Source organism: Streptomyces sp. 2323.1 (genome assembly GCF_900221035.1).
Taxonomy (GTDB): domain Bacteria; phylum Actinomycetota; class Actinomycetes; order Streptomycetales; family Streptomycetaceae; genus Streptomyces; species Streptomyces sioyaensis.
In genome coordinates, this window is sequence record NZ_LT907981.1 from 3,562,127 (window position 1) to 3,582,615 (window position 20,489).

General features: G+C 70.3%; 23 protein-coding genes. 8 read left to right on the forward strand and 15 right to left on the reverse strand.

The window, feature by feature from the left end; all coding sequences use genetic code 11:
• Positions 1 to 16: 16 nt before the first annotated feature.
• From CPH93_RS14895 to CPH93_RS14915, 5 genes are all read right to left on the reverse strand, one after another.
• Positions 17 to 775: a class I SAM-dependent methyltransferase gene (locus tag CPH93_RS14895; RefSeq protein ID WP_093484458.1), complete on the reverse strand. Its 759-nt coding sequence runs from the start codon at positions 773 to 775 to the stop codon at positions 17 to 19.
• Between the two features lie 317 nt (positions 776 to 1,092).
• On the reverse strand, positions 1,093 to 2,574 hold the full coding sequence (locus tag CPH93_RS14900) for a phytoene desaturase family protein (RefSeq protein WP_096215444.1): 1,482 nt from the start codon (positions 2,572 to 2,574) through the stop codon (positions 1,093 to 1,095).
• Entirely contained in the window at positions 2,571 to 4,508 is a 1,938-nt protein-coding gene (locus CPH93_RS14905) for an ABC transporter ATP-binding protein (protein ID WP_269460157.1), read from the reverse strand. The genes CPH93_RS14900 and CPH93_RS14905 overlap by 4 nt, the downstream gene beginning before the upstream one ends.
• 459 nt (positions 4,509 to 4,967) lie before the next feature.
• Complete coding sequence (locus CPH93_RS14910) at positions 4,968 to 6,704, reverse strand: threonine/serine ThrE exporter family protein (protein WP_093484457.1); 1,737 nt, start codon at positions 6,702 to 6,704, stop codon at positions 4,968 to 4,970.
• Positions 6,705 to 6,969: 265 nt separating this feature from the next.
• Entirely contained in the window at positions 6,970 to 7,689 is a 720-nt protein-coding gene (locus CPH93_RS14915; RefSeq protein WP_096213126.1) for a DedA family protein, read from the reverse strand.
• A gap of 207 nt (positions 7,690 to 7,896) precedes the next feature.
• Here CPH93_RS14915 and CPH93_RS14920 point away from each other — a divergent pair, with 207 nt between their 5' ends.
• The 4 genes from CPH93_RS14920 to CPH93_RS14935 all read left to right on the forward strand — a co-directional run bounded on the left by CPH93_RS14920 (position 7,897) and on the right by CPH93_RS14935 (position 11,302).
• Positions 7,897 to 8,265, forward strand: coding sequence for a YbjQ family protein (locus CPH93_RS14920; RefSeq protein ID WP_006604058.1), 369 nt, complete (start codon positions 7,897 to 7,899; stop codon positions 8,263 to 8,265).
• Positions 8,266 to 8,434: 169 nt separating this feature from the next.
• The gene (leuE, locus tag CPH93_RS14925) at positions 8,435 to 9,097 is read left to right on the forward strand and encodes a leucine efflux protein LeuE (RefSeq protein ID WP_096215446.1); all 663 of its coding nucleotides are present in this window, start codon (positions 8,435 to 8,437) and stop codon (positions 9,095 to 9,097) included.
• Positions 9,098 to 9,245: 148 nt separating this feature from the next.
• On the forward strand, positions 9,246 to 9,869 hold the full coding sequence (gene wrbA / locus CPH93_RS14930; RefSeq protein ID WP_093484455.1) for an NAD(P)H:quinone oxidoreductase: 624 nt from the start codon (positions 9,246 to 9,248) through the stop codon (positions 9,867 to 9,869).
• A gap of 17 nt (positions 9,870 to 9,886) precedes the next feature.
• Positions 9,887 to 11,302: a glutamate decarboxylase gene (locus CPH93_RS14935; protein WP_096213127.1), complete on the forward strand. Its 1,416-nt coding sequence runs from the start codon at positions 9,887 to 9,889 to the stop codon at positions 11,300 to 11,302.
• 2 nt (positions 11,303 to 11,304) lie between these two features.
• On the opposite strand, the gene CPH93_RS14940 is transcribed toward CPH93_RS14935, so the two are convergent.
• The 4 genes from CPH93_RS14940 to CPH93_RS14955 form a co-directional block, all read right to left on the reverse strand.
• Entirely contained in the window at positions 11,305 to 12,003 is a 699-nt protein-coding gene (locus tag CPH93_RS14940; protein WP_096213128.1) for a PadR family transcriptional regulator, read from the reverse strand.
• A gap of 59 nt (positions 12,004 to 12,062) precedes the next feature.
• On the reverse strand, positions 12,063 to 12,611 hold the full coding sequence (locus tag CPH93_RS14945) for a DinB family protein (protein WP_096213129.1): 549 nt from the start codon (positions 12,609 to 12,611) through the stop codon (positions 12,063 to 12,065).
• A 132-nt stretch (positions 12,612 to 12,743) separates the two neighbouring features.
• Positions 12,744 to 14,201 (reverse strand): aldehyde dehydrogenase family protein, encoded by a 1,458-nt coding sequence (locus CPH93_RS14950; protein WP_096213130.1) that lies wholly within the window; start codon positions 14,199 to 14,201, stop codon positions 12,744 to 12,746.
• An 85-nt stretch (positions 14,202 to 14,286) separates the two neighbouring features.
• Positions 14,287 to 15,150: a helix-turn-helix domain-containing protein gene (locus CPH93_RS14955; RefSeq protein ID WP_093484450.1), complete on the reverse strand. Its 864-nt coding sequence runs from the start codon at positions 15,148 to 15,150 to the stop codon at positions 14,287 to 14,289.
• A 323-nt stretch (positions 15,151 to 15,473) separates the two neighbouring features.
• Here CPH93_RS14955 and CPH93_RS14960 point away from each other — a divergent pair, with 323 nt between their 5' ends.
• Entirely contained in the window at positions 15,474 to 15,956 is a 483-nt protein-coding gene (locus tag CPH93_RS14960; RefSeq protein WP_096213131.1) for an ATP-binding protein, read from the forward strand.
• A 153-nt stretch (positions 15,957 to 16,109) separates the two neighbouring features.
• Here CPH93_RS14960 and CPH93_RS14965 read toward each other — a convergent pair whose 3' ends face one another.
• The 5 genes from CPH93_RS14965 to rpmG all read right to left on the reverse strand — a co-directional run bounded on the left by CPH93_RS14965 (position 16,110) and on the right by rpmG (position 18,500).
• Positions 16,110 to 16,349, reverse strand: a complete 240-nt coding sequence (locus CPH93_RS14965; protein ID WP_096213132.1) for a DUF397 domain-containing protein — start codon at positions 16,347 to 16,349, stop codon at positions 16,110 to 16,112.
• 285 nt (positions 16,350 to 16,634) lie between these two features.
• Positions 16,635 to 16,871, reverse strand: a complete 237-nt coding sequence (rpsR, locus tag CPH93_RS14970; RefSeq protein WP_093484448.1) for a 30S ribosomal protein S18 — start codon at positions 16,869 to 16,871, stop codon at positions 16,635 to 16,637.
• A 56-nt stretch (positions 16,872 to 16,927) separates the two neighbouring features.
• The gene (locus tag CPH93_RS14975) at positions 16,928 to 18,076 is read right to left on the reverse strand and encodes a CobW family GTP-binding protein (protein ID WP_093648948.1); all 1,149 of its coding nucleotides are present in this window, start codon (positions 18,074 to 18,076) and stop codon (positions 16,928 to 16,930) included.
• Positions 18,076 to 18,327, reverse strand: coding sequence for a type B 50S ribosomal protein L31 (locus CPH93_RS14980; protein ID WP_093484446.1), 252 nt, complete (start codon positions 18,325 to 18,327; stop codon positions 18,076 to 18,078). Before CPH93_RS14980 ends, CPH93_RS14975 begins: the two co-directional genes overlap by 1 nt.
• Positions 18,328 to 18,335: 8 nt before the next feature.
• A complete protein-coding gene (gene rpmG, locus CPH93_RS14985) occupies positions 18,336 to 18,500 on the reverse strand; it encodes a 50S ribosomal protein L33 (protein WP_006604069.1) in 165 nt (54 codons plus the stop codon).
• A gap of 73 nt (positions 18,501 to 18,573) precedes the next feature.
• On the opposite strand from rpmG, the gene rpmB reads away from it, so the two are divergent.
• From rpmB to tatA, 3 genes are all read left to right on the forward strand, one after another.
• The gene (gene rpmB / locus CPH93_RS14990) at positions 18,574 to 18,810 is read left to right on the forward strand and encodes a 50S ribosomal protein L28 (protein WP_093648949.1); all 237 of its coding nucleotides are present in this window, start codon (positions 18,574 to 18,576) and stop codon (positions 18,808 to 18,810) included.
• Positions 18,810 to 19,115: a 30S ribosomal protein S14 gene (gene rpsN, locus CPH93_RS14995; RefSeq protein ID WP_093484444.1), complete on the forward strand. Its 306-nt coding sequence runs from the start codon at positions 18,810 to 18,812 to the stop codon at positions 19,113 to 19,115. Before rpmB ends, rpsN begins: the two co-directional genes overlap by 1 nt.
• 110 nt (positions 19,116 to 19,225) lie before the next feature.
• Positions 19,226 to 19,423: a Sec-independent protein translocase subunit TatA gene (gene tatA / locus CPH93_RS15000; protein ID WP_093484443.1), complete on the forward strand. Its 198-nt coding sequence runs from the start codon at positions 19,226 to 19,228 to the stop codon at positions 19,421 to 19,423.
• Between the two features lie 18 nt (positions 19,424 to 19,441).
• Here tatA and CPH93_RS15005 read toward each other — a convergent pair whose 3' ends face one another.
• Positions 19,442 to 20,287 carry a nitrilase-related carbon-nitrogen hydrolase gene (locus tag CPH93_RS15005; protein WP_093484442.1) on the reverse strand — a complete coding sequence of 282 codons (846 nt, stop codon included), beginning with the start codon at positions 20,285 to 20,287 and terminating at the stop codon, positions 19,442 to 19,444.
• Positions 20,288 to 20,489 lie beyond the last annotated feature (202 nt).

The following is a 20,489-nucleotide window of genomic DNA, read 5'->3' on the forward strand; positions in this document are numbered from 1 at the left end:
TCTGTGTGTGCTGCCGTCAGGATTTGACGTAGCAACAGATGAACATGGGCGCGCGTTCGCTGTAGGGGGTGCCGTCCCACCGCGACAGATGGGCTTCGGGCTCCAGCCCGGCCGCGCGGGCATAGCCGTCGATGTCGTCCGGCGTGGTCAGCCGGGTGAGCTCGGAACCCACCCTGGTGGTGCCGTCGGCCTGGTACAGGATGTGCGAGCAGTGCCACAGACCGCCGTCGAGCAGCGTGGAATGGGTCTGCACGCCCGTCCCGGGCTCCTGGTAGGGGACGAAGTAGGTGGTGCGGGTGCGCCCCTCGTGCATCTCCAGGATCGGCGGCTTGTTGTGCGTCTCGATCACCAGCCGGCCGCCGGGGGCGAGGAGGTCGGCCGCGCGCTGCACGGCCTGCTGCTGGTCCTCGGGAGTGTGCAGGATCGACAGGGTGGCGCAGACGCAGTACACCAGCCCGTAACGGGATTCCGAGGTATAGGTGCGGATGTCCCCGTGCACCGGTTCGACGTCTCCGCCGTCCTTCAGCTTGACGCGCAGCGCGTCCAGCATCTCCGGTGAGGAGTCCACTCCCGTCACATGGCCGAGGCGTTCGGAGAGCGGGAGGGCAATCCGTCCCGTACCGACGCCGAACTCAAGGGTCCCCTTCTCGGGATCGGGGTGGAGGGCCAACAGCCCCTCTACCGTCTCAGCAGCAAGCCCCTCGTCCGGGAGCAGCCGGTCATACCAGCCCTTGAACTGCCGCCCATAGCCAATGTCTTCAACCCCGTTTTGCACCCGAGCTTCCTCTCATTATCCCCACTGTCGGTGCCGATGGGAACGTCGCGAAGCCGAAGAGCTGGAGCGAGGCAAGACGTGATTCGCCAACAAGGCGGCGATGCGGTCGAACCGCAGCCGTCTGCATGGTTGGTCAGACCAGCAGTTCCTGTCGATCCAGTGATGACGCCTCAACGGAGCGTTGTGGGGGGGTACTTACAATTAAGACAATATCAGGTCGCTATGCGCTGTCCAATGGCTTTTTTCGGTGGCGTACTCCACAGTACTAACCGGCAGTTGGGGCCAGTTGACGGTGCATCAGAATTACACAGGCGGCATTAGCGGGTACGGCCGGATTTGAATGGCTCAGGGGTGGGCGCCAGGTTGGGCAAATGGCGTATACCGAAGCAATGTCGAAGCGCGGAGAGAGCGGCCATATAGCCGGACATGCCGTGCACGCTGGGCCCCGGAGGGGTGGCCGCGGAGCACAGGAACACTCCGGGCAGCGGCGTGCGGTAGGGGTCGATGCGGGGGGCGGGCCGCGCGATGCTCTGATACAGCGTCATGGCGCCGGAACCGATGTCCCCGCCCACGTAGTTGGGGTTATAGGTCTCGTAGTGTGCGGCCGGCACGGAGCGGTGGGCGATGATCGTGTCCCCGAAGCCCGGGGCGTACCGCTCGATGCGGGCGCGCACCAGCTCGTAGGGGTCGGTGGGATCCCCGTTCGGCACGTGCGCGTACGCCCACACGGGGCGCTTCCCGGGCAGCGCGCGGCCCGGATCGGTCACCGCCGGGTCCACGAGGAGGACGAAGGGCTCCCGGGTCCGTATTCCCCGGGCGTTCGCGGTCTCCTGCCGGACCATCTCGGCATGGGTGCCGCCCAGATGCACCGTTCCGGCGCGGCCCACGGCGGGATCGGACCAGGGAATCGGCTCCGAGACCAGGAAGTCGACCTTGGCGGCGCCCGGACCGTACCGGAAGCGCTCCAGGGCGCGCGCGTAGGAACGCGGCAGCCCCTCGCCCGCGAGGGACAGGAAGCCCTTGGGGCTGGTGTCGAGCAACACCGCCCGTGCGCCCTGTAGTTCCGCCAGGTTCTGCACGGTGTGCCCGGTGTGGAAGACGCCGCCGTGCGCGGTGATGTCCTGCGCCATCGCCTCGGCGATACGGACGCTGCCGCCCCGCGGCAGGGGCCAGCCCGACCCGTGCGCGAGGTGGCCGAGCAGCATGGCCACCGCGCCGGACGCCAGGCTCGGCAGCCTGCCGACCGCGTGCGCGGCGACGCCGGTGAGCAGGGCGGACGCCTCCTCGCCCTGGAAGCGTGCCGCGCCGAGCCCGCTGCCGTGCACCGCCACCCGCCTCGCCATCCGCAGGGCGGCCGCCGGGTCCCGCGGCAGTCCGCGCTGGCCGGAAAGAAGCAGGTCGACGACGCCTTCGCTGTGCTCCAGCAGCGGGCTCATCAGGCGCCGCCAGCGCGGGCCGTCGGGGCCAAGGTGCGCGCAGGTCGCCGCCAGGGAGCGGTGGGCCAGGGCCGCGCGGCCGCCGTCCAGGGGATGGGCGTAGCTGATCTCGGGATGCAGGAGTTCGACCCCGCGGGCCGCCAGGTCGAACGCCCGGAAGAACGGAGAGGCGGCAGCCATGGGGTGGACGGCGGCGCAGATGTCGTGCAGCACACCGCTGTCGAAGAGGGGGGCCGTGCGCAGCCCGCCGCCGATGGTGTCGGCCCCCTCGTAGAGCTCCACCCGCAGGCCGGCCCGGGCCAGGACCACGCCGGCCGCGAGGCCGTTGGGGCCGGTGCCCACGATGGCGACGTCGGCGCTCACCACTGCTCCTCACTCCTGATGGGCCGCAGGCGGACCGTCTGGTCGGTCAGGCCGGCATACGCGGGCCAGCCGATCGCGATGGCGGGCGGCGGTGACCACGGTTCCATGGGGACCGGGGCGGACGCCGCCGGGGCGGTGTAGCCGGGCCCGGCGTGCAGTTGCGAGCCCGCCAGCCGCCGGTAGAGCTCGTCGTGCTCCATCAGGTCCCGGTGCACGCCGGTGGCCCGGACCCGGCCGCCCTCCAGCACCACGATCTTCTCGGCGTCGACCACCGTGGAGATCCGGTGGGCGATGGCGATGACGGCGCACTGCCGGGAGACCCGGCGCAGCACGTCGCGGAAGTCCCGCTCCGAGTCGGAGTCCAGGTTGGAGGTGGCCTCGTCCAGCAGCATGACCGCGGGCTTCTGCAACAGCGTGCGGGCGATGCACAGGCGCTGGCGCTGGCCGCCGGACAACCCGCTGCCCTGGTCGCCGAGTTCGGTGTCGAGCCCGCGCGGGAGATTGGCGACCACCGAGCTGAGGCCGGCCATCTCCACCGCCTCCTGGATGTCGTACTCCGTGGCGTGTGGATTGGCGTAGATCAGGTTTTCCCGGACGGTGCCGCGCATGGCGGCGCTGTCCTGCTGGACGTAGCCGACCAGCCCGCGGACCGTGTCGAGCGGCAGCGACTCGATGTTCTGCCCGCTGAGCTGCACGCGGCCGCCGTCCGCCGCGTAGAAGCGCTCGATCAGCTGGAACATGGTGGTCTTGCCCGCGCCGGACGGCCCGACCACCGCGGTCAGCCCGCGCGCCGGCACCGTGAACGAGACTCCCTTGAGGACCTGCGTCAGCTCCTCCTGCTTCCCGCGCCGGTAGGAGAACCGCACATCGTGGAACTCGACCGCCGGCCGTTGCCGGGCCAGCGGCCCGAACGGCATGGGGGGCCGTGCGTCCGCCCGCTCGTTGCCTTCCTGGGGCATCCGGGCGAGCTCGTCGACCCGCTGGATGGCCGCTCGCCCCTGGACGAACTGGCCCACGCCCATGAAGAACATCACCAGCGGCGAGACCAGTTGGAACAGATACATGATGAACGAGGTCAGGGTGGCCATGTTCATCTCGCCGCGGGCCACCCAGGACATGCCGACACCCACGACGACGGCCAGCGCGCCCTGCGTGCCGACGTTCATGGACGGCATCAGCAGGGCGTTGTAGGCGTTGACCCGGATGCCCGAACGCCGCGCCTTGTCGGCCAGCTTGCCGATGCGGGCGGCCTCCCGGGGCTCGGCACGGGACGCCTTGACCGTGGGGAGCGCGGAGAGCACCCGCTGGATGTCGCTGGCGAATTCGCCGGTGTCATCCCGGTTTTCCAGGGCCACCTTGCGCAGCTTGCGGGCGAGCGCGATGGAGATGATGCTGGCGACGCCGAGGCAGCTGATGGTGATGACCATCAGCCACAGATCGATGAGGAACATCAGCACGACGCCACCGATGACCGTGGCGCCGCTGATAATCAACTGAGCAAGGCTCTGCGAGAGGGCGATTTTCACCAATGAGGTATCGGTGACCGTGCGGGTGAAAATATCGCCTTGGGACTGTTTACCGAATGCGGTGAGGTCGGCGCGCAGAAGTCGTCCGGTCAAGATGTCACGGACATCGAAGACGATATTCTCCCCGGCCCGGCCGATAATGTAGGCCTGCAGCGAGGAGAAAAGGGCGCCCGCGCAGAAGAGCCCGACCAGCTGCGCAATGGGTTGGGCCAGCGAGCCGCCTTGGCCCGCCGTCTTGATCAGTTCGCCGATGGCCCAGGGCTGGGCGAGCGAGGCAGCTACCCCGAACAAACCCAGCAGTACGCCTGTGACCAGCAACGTGGTGTGCTGTCTGAAGACACTCGCGACCGACCCGGTGCCGTTTCCGGTCCCACCTCTCAGGCTCGCGTGGTGCGCATGACTCGCCAAGAGTGCTCCCCCCGTATTGACGACGGTCGCTTCGTGCGCGCGGCAAGGCCTGCCTGATGAGGATCCGTCGTCAAGGTGTTCGAAGCTAGCACGACGCCCTATATCAAGTTACGAGTTAGTTGATTCGATGTCGCACCTCCCTTGGACAAGTAGCAGCCGTACGCGACCGGCGTAAGTTAATTGCTTTGTTGTTTACTTGGCCCGTTCCTCCGGGGCTGGCTACGATTACTCTCTTACGAAGCCGGCGGCCGACCTCCGCACCGACCGAGTGGGCCCCACCATGGGGCTGCCCAGGGGACGGACCCTCAGCGGCAGACTTGAAACACGCCAAAGATTCTCCGTCCACCGCGTTACTTGTCTTTCCGCACGCTCGCGCGACAAGGCCGCACCGCCGAAGCGCTGACCACGGAGAACCCCCTGGCCTGCGTTATCCGTGTCAGGTGCGCGCCGGCTGCCGCCCTAGAAGCCGCGGGTGCGCTTGGCGGCGCGGCGGCCGCCGGCGGCCTCCTCGACACCGGGCGCGCGCAGGAAGAGCCGGGCGACTTCGGCACCGAGGTTCACGCCGACGGCGATGGCGAGCGCCAGCGAGGCGGCCTGCACCAGGGACGGCAGCCCCTGCGACAGATGCCCCTGGGCGAAGTTGAGCAGGCCGAAGTACGTGGCACTACCGGGCAGCAGCGGGCCGATGGCCGCCGTGACGTACGGCAGTGCGGACGCATAGCGGTAGCGGGAGAGCAACTGCCCGAAGAGACCGACCAGTCCGGCGGCAATGGCGGTGGCGGGCACCACGTTGATCTCGGCGCGGTAGACGAGGGTGCCGTAGACGACCCAGGCGACCCCGCCGTTCAGCGTCGCGAACGCCACCGTGTTGCGTTCCTGTTGGAGCAGCACGCAGAAGGCCAGCGCCAGCAGCATGGCCGCGACGATCTGAACCAGCGGCTCGTTGTACTGCTGCAGCGCCTGCTCCGGGTTGAGCCGCCGCAGATCGGGATTGAGCTGCAGACCGATGTAGAGCACGCTGAGCACGCCGACGACGATGCCGACGATGAGATAGCCGACCTCCAGCAGACGGGCGGCGGCGGTGATGTAGTAGCCGGTCAGCCCGTCGTGCACACCGGCGACCAGCGCCCGCCCCGGGATCAGCGCGAACAGTCCACCGGTGATGACCGCGGACGCCTGGACGCTGGCGTGCGCCAGACCGAAGGCGACGCCCACGGCGGCGGGCGGCATCGCGGCGACCACGAACTGGTAGAACTCCGGCAGCCCCCGCCCGGACGCGAGCCAGGCCAGCCGGTCACCGAGCATCGAGCCCACCGCGGCCGCGACGAACACCAGCATATTGCCGCCGACCAGCATGGATGCCGCACCGGACAGCAGCCCGGAGGCCACCGTCAGGGCCCAGCTCGGGTAGGGGTGGCGATTACGGCGGATCTCGGCGAGGCCGCGGTAGGCCTCTTCGAGGGTGATGCCCTCGGAGGTGATGTCGTCGACGAGCCGGAAGACGGCGGACAGCCGGTTGTAGTCGACGCCACGGCGCCGGACCGTGCGGCTGGCCGTCACCGGGTCGTCGACCAGCGACGGCTGGTACGAGATCGACAGCAGGGTGAAGGTGACGGTCGGCTCGACCCGCTCCAGCCCGTAGGCGTGCGCCACACCGAACATCGCGGCTTCGACGTCCTCCGCGCCCTCACCGCCGGCCAGCAGGATCTCGCCGATACGCAGCGTTAGGTCGAGGACGCGGGGTACGGCCGGGCCGGTGTCCTCGTCGCCGCGCTCCAGGCGCTCGGGGACCGGCCGCTCCCCCACCGGCATCCGCAGCATCGTGCGCATCCGGTCCTGCCAGGGCGCCTCCTTGGTGAGGCGGACGACCGGTATGCCGTGCGGCGGGGTGAAGGCGGCGCCCATGGCGGTGGCGCCGACGGGCATCGGGTGCTGGCCGGTGGCGCCGCTGGGCGGCGTGAACGCCGAGCCCTCCTGCTCGGCCGGGGTCTCCGGGCGCAGACCCGCGGGCAGCGCGAACTCGGAGGTGGGGTGCTCTTCCTCGGGGGCCGGCGGGTACGGCACGCCCAGCGGAGGGGTGAAGGCGCTGTGCGCCTCGTCCGACGCGGGCTTGCGGTCCTCGGGGGTACCGCTCGGGTCCGGGGCACCGCTGCTGCCGCTGGTACCTCGCTGGCCGCGTTGTGGGTCCGACGCCACGGATCTCCGCTCCTCGTACGCCTCCTGACAGGTGTCAAGGACACGATGCCTGATGGCCGTGCGCTGCGCTTCCTTGGGGCGGACGTTTTCGGCTGCGCCGTCGTGCCGCTTTCGGGAACTCATCGCTCACGCCTGCCCCGGGCCTGGTGGGAGCACTCCCGGGGGACGGCTGTACGGGAGGCGGGCGGAGGCTGCGGGACGGGGGCCCGGTGGGGGCAGGGTCGGAAGCGCGGCAGGGAGCCCGGCGGCGGGTCCGGGCGCGGGGTCAGCGCTTGGCGTGCCGGCCGCGGCGCGAGGGCTCCGCGGGGGTGGCGCTCTGGGTGGCGCCCGGCGCGCCCGGCGCGGGGGCCTCGTTGGCTTCCTTCTTCGCCTTGCCGCGTGCCCGGAGGAACTCGATGGCGATCGGCACCACGGACACCAGCACGATCGCGATCAGGATCAGCTCGATGTGCTTGTGGACGAAGGCGACGTTGCCCAGCAGGGCGCCGAGCAGCGTGACACCGGCGCCCCACAGGACGCCACCGACGATGTTGAAGGTGAGGAAGGAGCGGTAGTTCATCCGGCTCACACCGGCGATGATCGGCGTGAAGGTCCGCACGATCGGCACGAAGCGGGCCAGGATCAGCGACTTGGGGCCGTACTTCTCGAAGAAGTCGTGCGCCTTCTCGACGTTCTCCTGCTTGAAGAGGCGGGAGTCGGGACGCTTGAAGAGCGAGGGGCCGACCTTGCGGCCGAAGAGATAGCCCACCTGGTCGCCGATGACGGCCGCCAGCACAATCAGGAAGCACACCAGCGCCAGCGGCTGGTCCAGCTTGTTCGTCGTCACCAGCAGGCCCGTGGTGAACAGCAGCGCGTCACCCGGCAGGAAGAAGCCGATCAGCAGGCCGGACTCCGCGAAGACGATGACCAGGACGCCGATCAGGCCGAATGTCGCGATCAGGTAGTCCGGGTCCAGCCACTGGGGGCCGAGCGCGAGAGTATTCACGGGGTGAAGGCTCCTGGGTCGAGGGCGCCGGATCGTGCGGTGCGACGAGCGAAGCGACGGGGTGGAGGCGCGTGTGCGGCCCAAAGCTATCAACGCCGGACGGCCCGCCGTGGTTCCAGGCGGGCGCCTGCGCCCCCACCCGACGGCCCCCGACCGCTGGCCGAGCCCCCGGGGCCGGGTGATGCTGGCCACAAGGAGGTGTGCGGCATGGGCATCGAGGAGTACGGCGGCGGGCAGCACGCCCAGTCCGACGTCCTGGTGGTGACGACCAACGACGTCCCGGGGTTTCACGTGGAACGGGTGATCGGCGAGGTCTTCGGCCTGACGGTGCGCTCCCGGCACCTCGGCAGCCAGATCGGCGCGGGCCTGAAGTCGATGATCGGCGGCGAGCTGCGGGGCCTGACCAAGACCCTCGTCGAGACCCGTAACCAGGCGATGGAGCGGCTGGTGGAGCAGGCCCGCTCGCGGGGTGCGAATGCGGTGCTGATGTTCCGCTTCGATGTCACGGAGGCCGCGGACGTGGGCACCGAGGTGTGTGCCTACGGGACGGCAGTGGTACTCGCTCCGCTGAGCTGAGCGCGCGCCGGGCCCGGACCGTACGAGCTGGTGGCGCGTCCGGTCCGGGACCGTACGGGCCGGGGGCCGGACGGGCGGTGGCGGGACGGGCGGTGGCCGGACGGCCGGGGCAGCGTCCGGATGCTGAAATCCGATGAGGCGGCGGACCGCGGGTGAGATCCTGCCGCCCATGCTGGGGATAACGGATCTGTCCACGTATCTGGTGGGGCTGGCGCTGATCATTCTGCTGCCGGGCCCGAATTCGCTGTACGTCGTGTCGGTGGCGGCCCGGCGCGGCCCGCGGGTGGCGTACCGGGCGGCGGCCGGGGTGCTGTGCGGCGACACCGTGCTGATGACGCTGTCGGCGGGCGGGGTGGCCTCGCTGCTGCAGACCAGCCCGGTGCTGTTCGCCGTGGTCAAGTTCGCCGGCGCGGGCTATCTGACGTGGCTGGCGGTCGGGATGCTGCGCGGCGCCTGGGCGCTGTGGCGCGGCCGGGAGGCGCGGCGGTCCGAGCCCGGCGAGGCGTCGCAGGCGCCGAAGGAGGCCGTCGAGCGGCCGTACCGCAGGGCGCTGGTGGTCAGTCTGCTCAACCCGAAGGCGATCTTGTTCTTCATCTCCTTCTTCGTGCAGTTCGTGGACCCGTCGTACGCCCACCCGGCGCTGTCGTTCCTGGCGCTCGGCGCCTGGGCGCAGCTGTTCAGCTTCACCTATCTGTCGGTCCTCATCTTCAGCGGGACGTTCCTGGCGGCGACCTTCCGCCGCCGCAAGCGGCTGACGGCCGGGCTGTCGGCGGGCGCCGGGGCGGCGTTCCTCGGTTTCGCGGCGAAGCTGTCGCTGGCGAGCGCGGGCTGAGCCGGCGCCGGGGCGGCGCGTACGACGCGGGAGCGGGCGGGCGGCGGTCCTTCGGGGCGGCCACCCGCCCGCTCCCGCTTCCACTGGGTGAACCCTGGAGGCCACGTACCCCCTATGCCCTTATTGTCGGGTTCCAGGAGGTACGTCCATGCCCGTGCACGACGTCAAGGTCGCCGTCATCTACTACTCCTCGACCGGCACCGTCGCCGAGCTCGCCCGCCGGATCGCGGATGCGGCCGAGCACGCCGGGGCCGACGTACGCCTGCGCCGGACCGCGGAACTCGCCCCGCAGACCGCGATCGACGCCAACCCGGCCTGGGCGGCGAACGCCGCCGCCACCGCCGACATCATGGAGGCCGCCCACGAGGACATGCTCTGGGCGGACGCGGTGATCTTCGGCTCCCCCACCCGCTTCGGCAATGTGACCTCGCAGCTCAAGCAGTACATCGACACCCTGGGCGGCCTCTGGCAGCAGGGCAGACTGGCCGACAAGGTCTACAGCGGCTTCACCGCGAGCGCCACCAAGCACGGCGGCCAGGAATCCACCCTGCTCGCGCTGTACCACACCATCCACCACTTCGGCGGCATCCTCGTGACGCCGGGCTACACCGACCCGGCGAAGTACTCCGACGGCAATCCCTACGGCACCTCGCACGTCGGCGGCCCGGACACTCCGCTCGACGACGACGCCCGCACCGCCGCCCGCATCCAGGCGGAGCGCGTCGTGAAGTTCACCAAGGCCATCAAACACGGCCTCTCACCGGCCAGTTGACGGGTAGTGGCGACAACATGACTCTGCACAAAGGCGCATCGGCATCCGACCGCAAGCAGACCGGGAACCCGGTCAACCCCTTCTACGGCGAGGCCGACCCGATCGCCGGAATGGAGACCGCACCCCCGCAGCACACCCTGCCCGACGGCCCGCTCGCCCCGCACAACGCCTATCAGTTCGTGCACGACGAGCTGATGCTGGACGGCAACTCCCGGCTGAACCTGGCGACGTTCGTCACGACCTGGATGGAGCCGCAGGCCGCCGTCCTGATGGCGGAGTGCCGGGACAAGAACATGATCGACAAGGACGAGTACCCGCGCACCGCCGAACTGGAGAAGCGGTGCGTGGCGATGCTCGCCGACCTGTGGCACGCGCCCGACCCCTCGTCCGCCATGGGCTGCTCCACCACCGGGTCGAGCGAGGCCTGCATGCTCGCCGGGATGGCCTTCAAACGGCGCTGGATGCAGCGCAACCAGGACCGTTATCCGGGCAGCGCCCGGCCCAACCTGATCATGGGCGCCAACGTCCAGGTCTGCTGGGAGAAGTTCTGCAACTTCTGGGAGGTCGAGGCCCGCACCGTCCCGATGGAGGGCGACCGCTTCCATCTGGACGCGGCCTCGGCCGCCGAGCTGTGCGACGAGAACACCATCGGCGTCGTGGCGATCCTCGGCTCGACCTTCGACGGGTCGTACGAGCCGGTGGCCGACATCTGCGCGGCGCTCGACGAGGTCCAGGAGAAGCGGGGCTGGGACATCCCGGTCCATGTGGACGGCGCGTCCGGCGCCATGATCGCGCCCTTCCTCGACCCGGAGCTGATGTGGGACTTCCGGCTGCCGCGGGTCGCCTCCATCAACACCTCGGGGCACAAGTACGGCCTGGTCTACCCGGGCGTCGGCTGGGCGCTGTGGCGCGATTCGCAGGCGCTGCCCGAGGAGCTGGTCTTCCGCGTCAACTACCTGGGCGGCGACATGCCGACCTTCGCCCTCAACTTCTCCCGGCCGGGCGCCCAGGTCGCTGCGCAGTACTACACCTTTCTGCGGCTCGGCCGGGCGGGCTACCGTGCCGTACAGCAGGCGACCCGCGACGTGGCCGGCTCGATGGCCGAACGGATCGGCGCGCTGGGCGACTTCAGACTGCTCACCCGGGGCGACCAGCTGCCGGTCTTCGCCTTCACCACCGCGGACCACGTCACCGCGTTCGACGTCTTCGACGTGTCCCGGCGGATGCGGGAACGCGGCTGGCTGCTGCCCGCCTACACCTTCCCCCCGAACCGCGAGGACCTGTCCGTCCTGCGGGTGGTCTGCCGCAACGGCTTCTCCATGGACCTCGCCGATCTGTTCCTCGCGGACCTGGAGCAGCTGCTGACCGAACTCCGGGAGCAGTCGGGCCCGATGCAGCGCCCGGAGAACGTGGCCACGGCGTTCCACCACTGAGCTCAGTGCGCGGGGGCGGCGCCGCCCTCGCTCTCGTCCCCGACCTCGTCCGGACGCCCGTCACGGCCCTCGTCCGGCGCCGCGTCCTTCTTCGCGTACGGGTTCTCCTCCCCGTCCGCCAATACGCCGACGAACGGCTCCCCTTCACCGGCGAAGACGTACGCCCCGCCCTCGATCCGCTCGATCAGCCCGCGGGTCCACTCGGCGCCGCTGTCCGAGGAGTGCACCCACATCTGCATGATCTCGCCGATGTGGCCGAGCTGCCCCGGCCCTCCCTCGGGCGTGTAGTACTCGGTGACCGTGCTCCGCCACTCCTCCAGCGCCCGCACCCGCTCCCTGAGCAGCGCCACCGCCTCGTCCCGCGGCAGATCGACGACGAAGCCGATGCCCGCGCTGAGCATGTCGACCTTCTGGTCGTGCCGGGAGAGCGCGGTGCGCAGCAGGGAGAAGTACTCCGCCTCGCCCGCCGCGGTCAGCTCGTACTCGGTACGCGGCGGGCCGCCGGCGGTGCTGGGCGCGATGTCATGGGCCAGCAGCAGCCCTTGCCGGGCCATCTGCTTGAGCGCGTGGTAGATCGAGCCCGGCTTGGCGTGCGACCACTCGTGGGCGCCCCAGTACTCCAGGTCGCCCCGCACCTGATAGCCGTGCGCCCGGCCGTGCTGCCGCACGGCGCCCAGTACCAGCAGCCGGATCGCCGACATCGTCTCCTCTATCCTCGCGCCCCTGCCGTCAGCCTAGAGGGCCCCGGCAGGGCGCCGGGCTACCCCTGCTGCGCCGCCCGCTCCTCGTCGACCAGCACAAAGGCCGTCTTCCCGTCCAGGGACTCGCGGAGGATGTCGGCGTGACCGGCGTGCCGGGCCGTCTCCTCGATCAGGTGCAGCATCAGCCAGCGCATCGACTGCCGGGCCTGCGGCGGGAACCACGGCTTCTCGGGCAGCGGGAAGGTCTCGTCCAGGCTCGGCAGGGAGCGGAGGAACTCCTCGGTGCGCCGCGCGACGCCGTCCCAGAACGTCAGCATGCCGGCCAGCGTCTCGCCGTCTTCGAGCTGGAAGCTCAAGTGCCAGGTGTCCTGGGTCCGCTCGATGGAGTGCGGCAGCTCCTGCGCCCTCTCCACCCAGCTCTGCTCGGTCTGCGCAACATGCTTGACCAGCCCGGCCAGCGACAGCTCACTGGCGCTCGGCCGCTCGTTCGCCCGGTCCTCGGTCAGCCCCAGGACCGCCCGCCGCAGCCCGCCGCGCTGGGCCTCCAGGAAGGCCAGCAGCGCGCCGGCCTCGTCGCCGTGTGCCTCGGCAGGTACGAATGTGGGCATGGGCTCCGCCTTTCGTGACATCCCTCGGCGGCCGGCCGTTTCGCCGTCCGCCTTTCGACGTCACTCACGTTAGGAGCCCTTGCGGTCAGCTTCTGTCCGCAATCCGCAGCCGCTCGCCGCGGGGTGCTCCGCTCAGAACGGGAACTGCGACCGCCCGTGCTGGATGGAGATCCACTTGGTCGTGGTGAAGGCCTCCACCATCGCGTCGCCGTTCAGCCGCCCGACACCGGAGCTCTTCGCGCCGCCGAAGGGCACGATCGGCTCGTCGTGCACCGTGGCGTCGTTGACGTGGAACATCCCGGTCTCGATCCGCTTGGCGAACTGCACCCCGCGCTCGATGTCACCGGTGTGCACGGCGCCGCTGAGCCCGTACGGCGTCGCGTTGGTGAGGCGCACCGCCTCCTCGTCACCGTCGAACGGCACCAGCAGCACGACGGGACCGAAGATCTCCTGCTGGAGCAGTGGGGAGTCCGCCGCCAGCCCGCTCAGCACGCTCGGGCCGACCAGCGTGCCCCGGGTCTCGCCGTGGACGAGCGCCGAGGCGCCGTCGGCGACGGCGCGGTCCACCAGCGAGCTGACGGCCTCGGCCTGGCCCTCGTTGATCAGCGGGCCGATATGGGTCTGCGGGTCGGTGGGGTCGCCCACCTTCAGCGACCGGACCTTGGCCACGAACTTCTCGGTGAACTCCCGCTCCACGGCGCGGTCCACGAGCACCCGGTTGGCGGCCATGCAGACCTGGCCCTGGTGGACGAAGCGGCTGAAGACCGCGGCGTCGACCGCGTAGTCCACATCGGCGTCGTCGAGGACGACCAGGGCGCTGTTGCCGCCCAGTTCCAGCACGGAGTGCTTGAAGTGCGCGGCGGCGACCGTCGCGACATGCCGGCCGACCTTCTCGGAGCCGGTGAAGGAGATGGTCTTGGGCACCGGGTGCTCGATGAGCGCATCGCCGATCTCGGCGATATCGGTGACGACGACATTGAGCACGCCCGCCGGCAGCCCGGCCTCCTCGAAGATCCTGGCGACCAGACCGCCGCCGCAGACCGGGGTGTTCTGGTGCGGCTTGAGGACGACGGCGTTGCCGAGCGCGAGGGCCGGCGCGACGGACTTGATCGACAGCAGGAAGGGGAAGTTGAAGGGACTGATGACGCCGACGACACCGACCGGGAGCCGGTAGAGGCGGTTCTCCTTGCCGTCGATCGGCGAGGGGAGGATGCGGCCCTCGGCACGCAGCGCCAGCTGGATCGCCTCGCGCAGGAACTCCCTGGCCAGATGGAGCTCGAAGCCCACCTTGGCGAGGGTGCCGCCGACCTCGGCGGCGATCGCCGCGGCCAGCTCCGCCTCACGGTCGTCGATGATCCGCAGCGCACGCTCGAAGACGAGCCGCCGGCTGTAGGGGTTGGTGGCGCCCCACGCCTTCTGGGCGCGCTCGGCCGCACGGTAGGCCTGGTCGATCTCCTCGACCGTGGCCACGGGTATGGAGGTCAGCTTCTCGCCGTTATAGGGATTGAAGTCGACGATGTCCCATGAGCCGCTTCCCGAGCGCCACTCACCGTCGATGAACTGATACGCCAACTCGTCGAAGTAGGACATGCCATCCCGATCTGGAGAACAGGGCGCTCAGGGCGCCGTATGGGGGGTGTGCTGACTCCTGATGGCACGCCATCCTACCGACGCGTCACATAAGTTGGAGCAGCCCGCGCAGCAGGTCCCTGGTCTCGGCCGGATTCGGCCCCTCTTCCTGGAGGCGGTCCATCACCCGCCCGTACTGCGCCACCTCTTCGGGCTTGTCCACGTAGAGCGCGCTCGTCAGCTGCTCCAGATACACCACGTCCGGCAGGCCCGACTCCTGGAAGCCGAGCATGGTGAACGCGCCGCTCTCGCCCGCGTGCCCGCCAAGACTGAAGGGCATCACCTGCAGCCGCACATTGGGACGCTCGGACACCTCGATCAGATGCTTCACCTGCTCGCGCATCACCGCGCGTTCGCCGTACGGGCGCCGCAGCGCGGCCTCGTCCAGCACGCAGTGGAACTGCGCCGACCGCTCGGCCACCAGCAGCTTCTGCCGCTCCATGCGCAGCGCGACCCGGCGCTCTATCTCTGCCGGACCGGCGTCCGGCATGCCGCGTCTGACGACCGCCTGGGCGTAGTTCTCGGTCTGCAACAGCCCGTGCACGAACTGGACTTCGTAGACCCGGAGCAACGAAGTGGCTCCTTCCAGACCGACATACGTCTGGAACCAGCCGGGCAGCACATCGCTGTAACTGTGCCACCAGCCCGCCACATTCGCTTCCCGGGCCAGGGACAGCAGCGCCTCACGCTCCTGCGCGTCGCCGACCCCGTACAGGGTGAGCAGATCCTCCACATCCCGTGCCTTGAAGCTCACGCGGCCCAACTCCATGCGGCTGATCTTCGATTCGGACGCACGGATCGAGTAGCCGGCCGCCTCGCGGGTTATCCCACGCGACTCACGCAGCCGACGGAGCTGCGACCCGAGCAGGATCCGCCGCACCACCGACCCGCTCGACTCACTTGCGGACACCTCTCAGACCCTCCTGTGACCCCACCCCGTCCAACAGAGGGCCGCAAGTCTGCCACGTTCGGGCTTCGTTGAGTGCTCATCCGGTTACGGATGTGTGAGGCCCCCGCAAGCCCTCCACACAAATCAGCCGGAAGAATTCCCAACGAACCGGTGCGTGCCCCCGCAATCACGGCACGTGCACGTGCATCTGCCCTTGCATCTGTCTCGGACATTGGGAACCATGGGCGTCGCACGCATGCACGCTCGTGAAAGATCCGCCAGATCCGCCAGATCCGGCTGCCCGGCCAGGGTCATGACGTCCGCGAACGCCAGGAGTGCCTCGCATGGGGACCAAGGTTTTGACCATGCTCGAGCCGTTATGGCAGGGCTTTCCTCCCGTCGACCCCCTGGCCGTCTCCGGATCCGCGTCCCGCACGCTCCCGCCGCGCTATGAATCGGTGCGCAGCGCACGGGCGTTCACCCGCGAGACGCTGCAGGGCTGGGATCTCGACGAGCTCTTCGACTCGGTCGCGCTGGTGGTCTCCGAACTCGTCACCAACGCCCTGCGGCATGCGATCCTCGCCGCCCCGGAGCAGCACGACACCACCCCGCCCGCCCGGCTGCATCTGATGCGCTGGTCCTCCCGGCTGATCTGCGCCGTACGGGACCCGAGCGACGACTCACCGGTCGCCGGCGAGGCGGACTCCGCCGCGGAGTCCGGTCGCGGGCTGTATCTGGTGGACTCCTTCAGCGACAGCTGGGGCTGGCACCCGCTGGCCGGCTCCTCGCACGGCAAGATCGTGTGGGCGCTCTTCCGGCTGCCGTAGCCGTTCCGCACACCGGGCGCTCCGCCATGGGCGGGCGCCCGGTTGGCGTGTGCGGACTCTCGCCGCCTCCGGGCCCTCCGGGGCGCGCGCCCGCGGCCGTCCGGCTCGCGACGCCGCCCGGTCGCGTACGGGCACGCCGTCCCGTACCGGCGCTCAGTCCCGTACGAGGTGGTCGAACTCCCCGTCCTTGACGCCGAGCAGCATCGCCTGGACCTCGGCCGGTGTGTAGATGAGCGCGGGGCCGTCCGGGAAGCGGGAGTTGCGGACCGCGATGTCACCCCCTGGCAGCTTGGCGAACTCCACGCAGGACCCCTGGGAGTTGCTGTGCCGGCTCTTCTGCCATGTCACCTCGTGGAGATCCGTGGCGGCCATGCCGTTGTATGCGTGGGGCACAGGGGTCTCCCGGTGATAAATGGTGTCAACTGCCCGGGAGCATAGCTCCGTTCTCATGCGGATGCATGCGCAGATGCACGTGCACGACAGCCGGTACCGAGCCGGTCACCGCTCGTCGAGCACCGTCCCCAGCCGCTCGCCCACGCTCGCCCGCAGGCCGCCGCCCATGAGCCGGTGCGTCGCTACCTGGTACGGCTCACCGGGGCCGAACCCCTCACGGCCGAGGAAGAGACGTGTGCCACGCCCCTCGGGTTCCAGGGTGCAGGTGCCAGGCCATTGCCGCCTTCACCGTGACGCATACGGGAGCAGCGCCATCTCCCGGGCGTTCTTGACCGCCCGGGCCAGCTGCCGCTGCTGCTGCGCGGTGACCCGGGTGATCCGGCGGCTGCGGATCTTGCCACGGTCGGAGAGGAACTTGCGCAGCAGATCGGTGTCCTTGTAGTCGATGTAGGTGATGCCCGCCGCATCCAGCGGATTGCGGCGCGGCGGGGGCGTCCGGCGCGAGTCGTGCCGACGGGGCATGAGAACTTCCTTGTCCGTGCAGGGCGGACCGGCCGTCACAGGGGACGTGGCCGGCGTTACGAAACGGGATCGAGCAGGGCGTCGAAGGCGGGCGGCAGGCTCTTCCAGGACGACGGGCCGCCCGCGTACTCGGCATCGGTGAGCAGACACGAATCCAGCAGGGACCGCAGGCCCTCGCGGTCCAGGCCGGGCGAGGTGAAGACCAGGTGCTGGGCGCGGTCCCCGTGCTCGGGGTGCCAGTCCAGCGCGGCCGCGGCCCGGCGCATCGGCGGCACCAGCTCCCAGGCCGCGTCCGGGAGCGAGGCCAGCCACGGCCCGGCGTTCTCCACACACAGCGCACCGCCGGCCGCGTCCCAGGACAGCAGCGTGTCCGGGCGGTCGGCCAGCCAGAACCGGCCCCGGCTGCGGGCGGCCGCGCAGGTCAGATCCTCCAGCGCGGTGTAGAGGCGGCCGGGGTGGAAGGGGCGGGTGTGCCGCCAGACGAGGGTGCCGACGCCGTCCGCGTCGGCCTCCTGGGGCAGCAGCGCACAGGCCGGGTGCTGACGCGCCGCGGCCGCCGCCACATCGAAGCCGGCCGTCGCCGCGGCCGCCAACTCCTTCGATGCGACGGGCACTTGGTGTGCCATCGGATGCAGCTGGGCGAGCAGCGCGAGGTCGGCCGGCTCCGCTTCCTCCTCCCCCGCCGCGATCGCCAGCACCGGGGCGTACTCCAGCTGCCGCGCCCAGGTGTCGGCGACGGTGCGCTGGTCGGAGGCCGCGGCGGCGAGGCCCGCCTCGGCGAGGTCGTCGCCGCAGCCGAGGTAGGGCAGCAGCAGTGCCGGGTCGACGGCGGTGATCACCCCGGTGAGTGCGAGGTTCTCGCTGCCGCAGGACGTGATCACCTCGGCCATGGCCTTGGGCTCGACCGAGTCCCACAGTTCGACGACCGCCAGCCGGCAGGTCCGCCCGGCGGCCAGCCGCTCCAGCTCGGGCACCAGGTCCTCGCGCAGCGCACAGCAGGCGCAGTCGTTGACCAGCGGTACGTCGGCGGTGTCGAGCGTGCCGCCGGCATCGCGGACCGTGCGCCGCACGGTGCCTTCGACGGCCGAGGCGAGGTCGTGGTGGAGGGCGACGCTGCCGGGCACGGACCGCAGCAGCCGCTCGACGGCGGCCTGCCGCGCCTCCGCATGCAGGCCGCCGAGCAGCACGACGTCGAGCCGCTCCATCAGCGGGCCCGCTTGCCGTAACGGCGCTCGAACCGCTCGACGCGGCCGGCGGTGTCCAGCACCCGGGCGGTGCCCGTGTAGAAGGGGTGGCTCGCCGAGGAGATCTCGACGTCGATGACGGGATAGGTGTTCCCGTCCTCCCACTCGACCGTCTTGTCACTCGTGGCGGTCGAGCGGGTCAGGAAGGCGTAGTCGGCGGCCCGGTCGCGGAAGACGACGGGCCCGTAGGCGGGGTGGATTCCGGACTGCATCGCTGTCCTCAGCGCTCCTCTCGGAAAGCGACGTGACGGCCGGCCACCGGGTCGTACTTGCGCAGTTCCAGGCGGTCGGGGTCGTTACGGCGGTTCTTGCGGGTGACGTACGTGTAGCCCGTGCCGGCGGTGGACCGGAGCTTGACGACCGGGCGTAGTTCATTGCGAGCCATGCAGGTAGTATACGGAAATGGTTTCCATTTTCAATAGCCGCCCACCAGGGGCTCCGACCGGAAGGACCGCACCGTGTCCGCCCACTGCCAGCTGACCGGCCGCAAGCCGGGCTTCGGCAAGACCGTCTCCCACTCGCACCGGCGCACCCCGCGCCGTTTCGACCCCAACATCCAGCGCAAGCGCTACTGGCTGGAGAGCGAGGGCCGGCACATCCGGCTCACCCTCAGCGCCAAGGGCCTCAAGACCGTGGACGTCATCGGGATCGAGGCGGCCGTCGCCCGTATCCGCGCACGAGGGGAGAAGGTCTGATGGCCAAGCAGAGCAAGATCGCCAAGAACGAGAAGCGCCGCGCGACGGTGGCCCGCTACGCGGCCCGGCGGGCCCTCCTCAAGGCCGTCATCCGCAGTCCGCACACCCCCGAGGAGGAGCGCACCGCCGCCCGGCGCGAGCTGTCCCGCCAGCCGCGGGACGCCAGCGCCACCCGGGTACGCAATCGCGACAGCGTCGACGGCCGCCCCCGCGGCTACTTCCGCGCCTTCGGTCTGTCCCGCGTACGGCTGCGCGACCAGGCGCACGCGGGCTATCTGCCGGGCGTCCGCAAGTCCAGCTGGTAGCCGTGCCCCGGCCGCCCGGCGCCGGGGGCGCACCCTGGACCGGGCGGCCGGGCCGTTGGGGTCATACTGGACAGAACGTCCGCCGGCCCCCGACGAAAGCGAGCGCGTCCATGCTCCGCAACGCCTTCGAGCCCTGGCACCTGATCCTGATCGTCGCGGTGCTCGTGCTGCTCTTCGGCTCCCAGAAGCTTCCCGACATGGCGCGCGGTCTCGGCCGCTCGATGCGGATCCTCAAGTCCGAGGCCAAGGCCCTCAAGGACGACGCGCCCGCCGAGGCGCCCCGCCAGGGATCCACCGGCGCCCACTGACGCCGGGCCCGGCGGCGCTCAGTGGTCGCCGCCCTCGTCGATCAGCCGCCGCACCTCGCGGTCGATCAAGCCGAGCCGGGCCTCGGCGACCAGCGGCACCGCACGCCGCTGCCGCCGCGCCTCGGAGAGATCGATATCGACGGTGACCAGGTAGGGCTCCCATTTGGGCGCCTGCGCCACCACCGCGCCCCGCGGGTCGACAGCCCGCGAGCCGCCCCAGAACGCCGCCCCGTGCTCACTGCCCACCCGGTTCACGAAGACCACCCAGCACTGCAGCATCTTCGCCGTATAGGACAGCAGGGTGTCCCAGTACAGGCCGGTGTCCATCGCCTCCGGATCCAGGCTCGCCGCGCTGGCGGTCGGCACGAACAGCACCTCGGCGCCGTCCTGCACGGCCAGCCACGGCAGCGCCGGCTGCCAGGCGTCATTGCACACCAGCGTCGCGCCCCGGCCGCCGCTCCTGGACTTCGTCAGGTCGTACGCCCGTAGCGACTGCCCCGGGCTGACGTGCTTGCGCTCCTCCCAGGCCAGGTAGTTGGGGAGGTAGAGCTTGCGGTGCGCATGCAGCAGGGCACCGTCCGCATAGTGCCCCGCCGTGTTGTACGCCCGCAGACTGGTGTGCTCATGGAAGCCGACCAGCACATCGGGGCCGAGGGTACTGAGCTCCAGCAGCCGGGGATCGTTCGCCTCCAGGGACTCATCGCGCTTGAGCGCTCCCAAGTGGTAGCCGTGCAGGCTCAGTTCGGGAAAGACGACGAGATCCGCGCCCTGCGCCGCCGACTGCTCGATCTGCTCGCGGGCGATCTCGAGATTCGCCTCCACGTCACCGAGCACGCAGTCCGTCTGCGCCAGCGCAATGAGCATGTCCCCACCTCATCGACCGATCGCTTTTGCGGCCTTCGTCCTCATTTTGCCAGAGGCGGCAGGGCCCGGCACGGCCCGCGGCCCGTCCGGTCCCGGCTCGCTTCGCGCACCCGGCGGCCTGCGGGTCCCCACCCATGAGCGACACCGCATCCCTGCCCGTACCGCCGGCCCCCCGTCTCACCCGTTGATCTGCACGATCCGT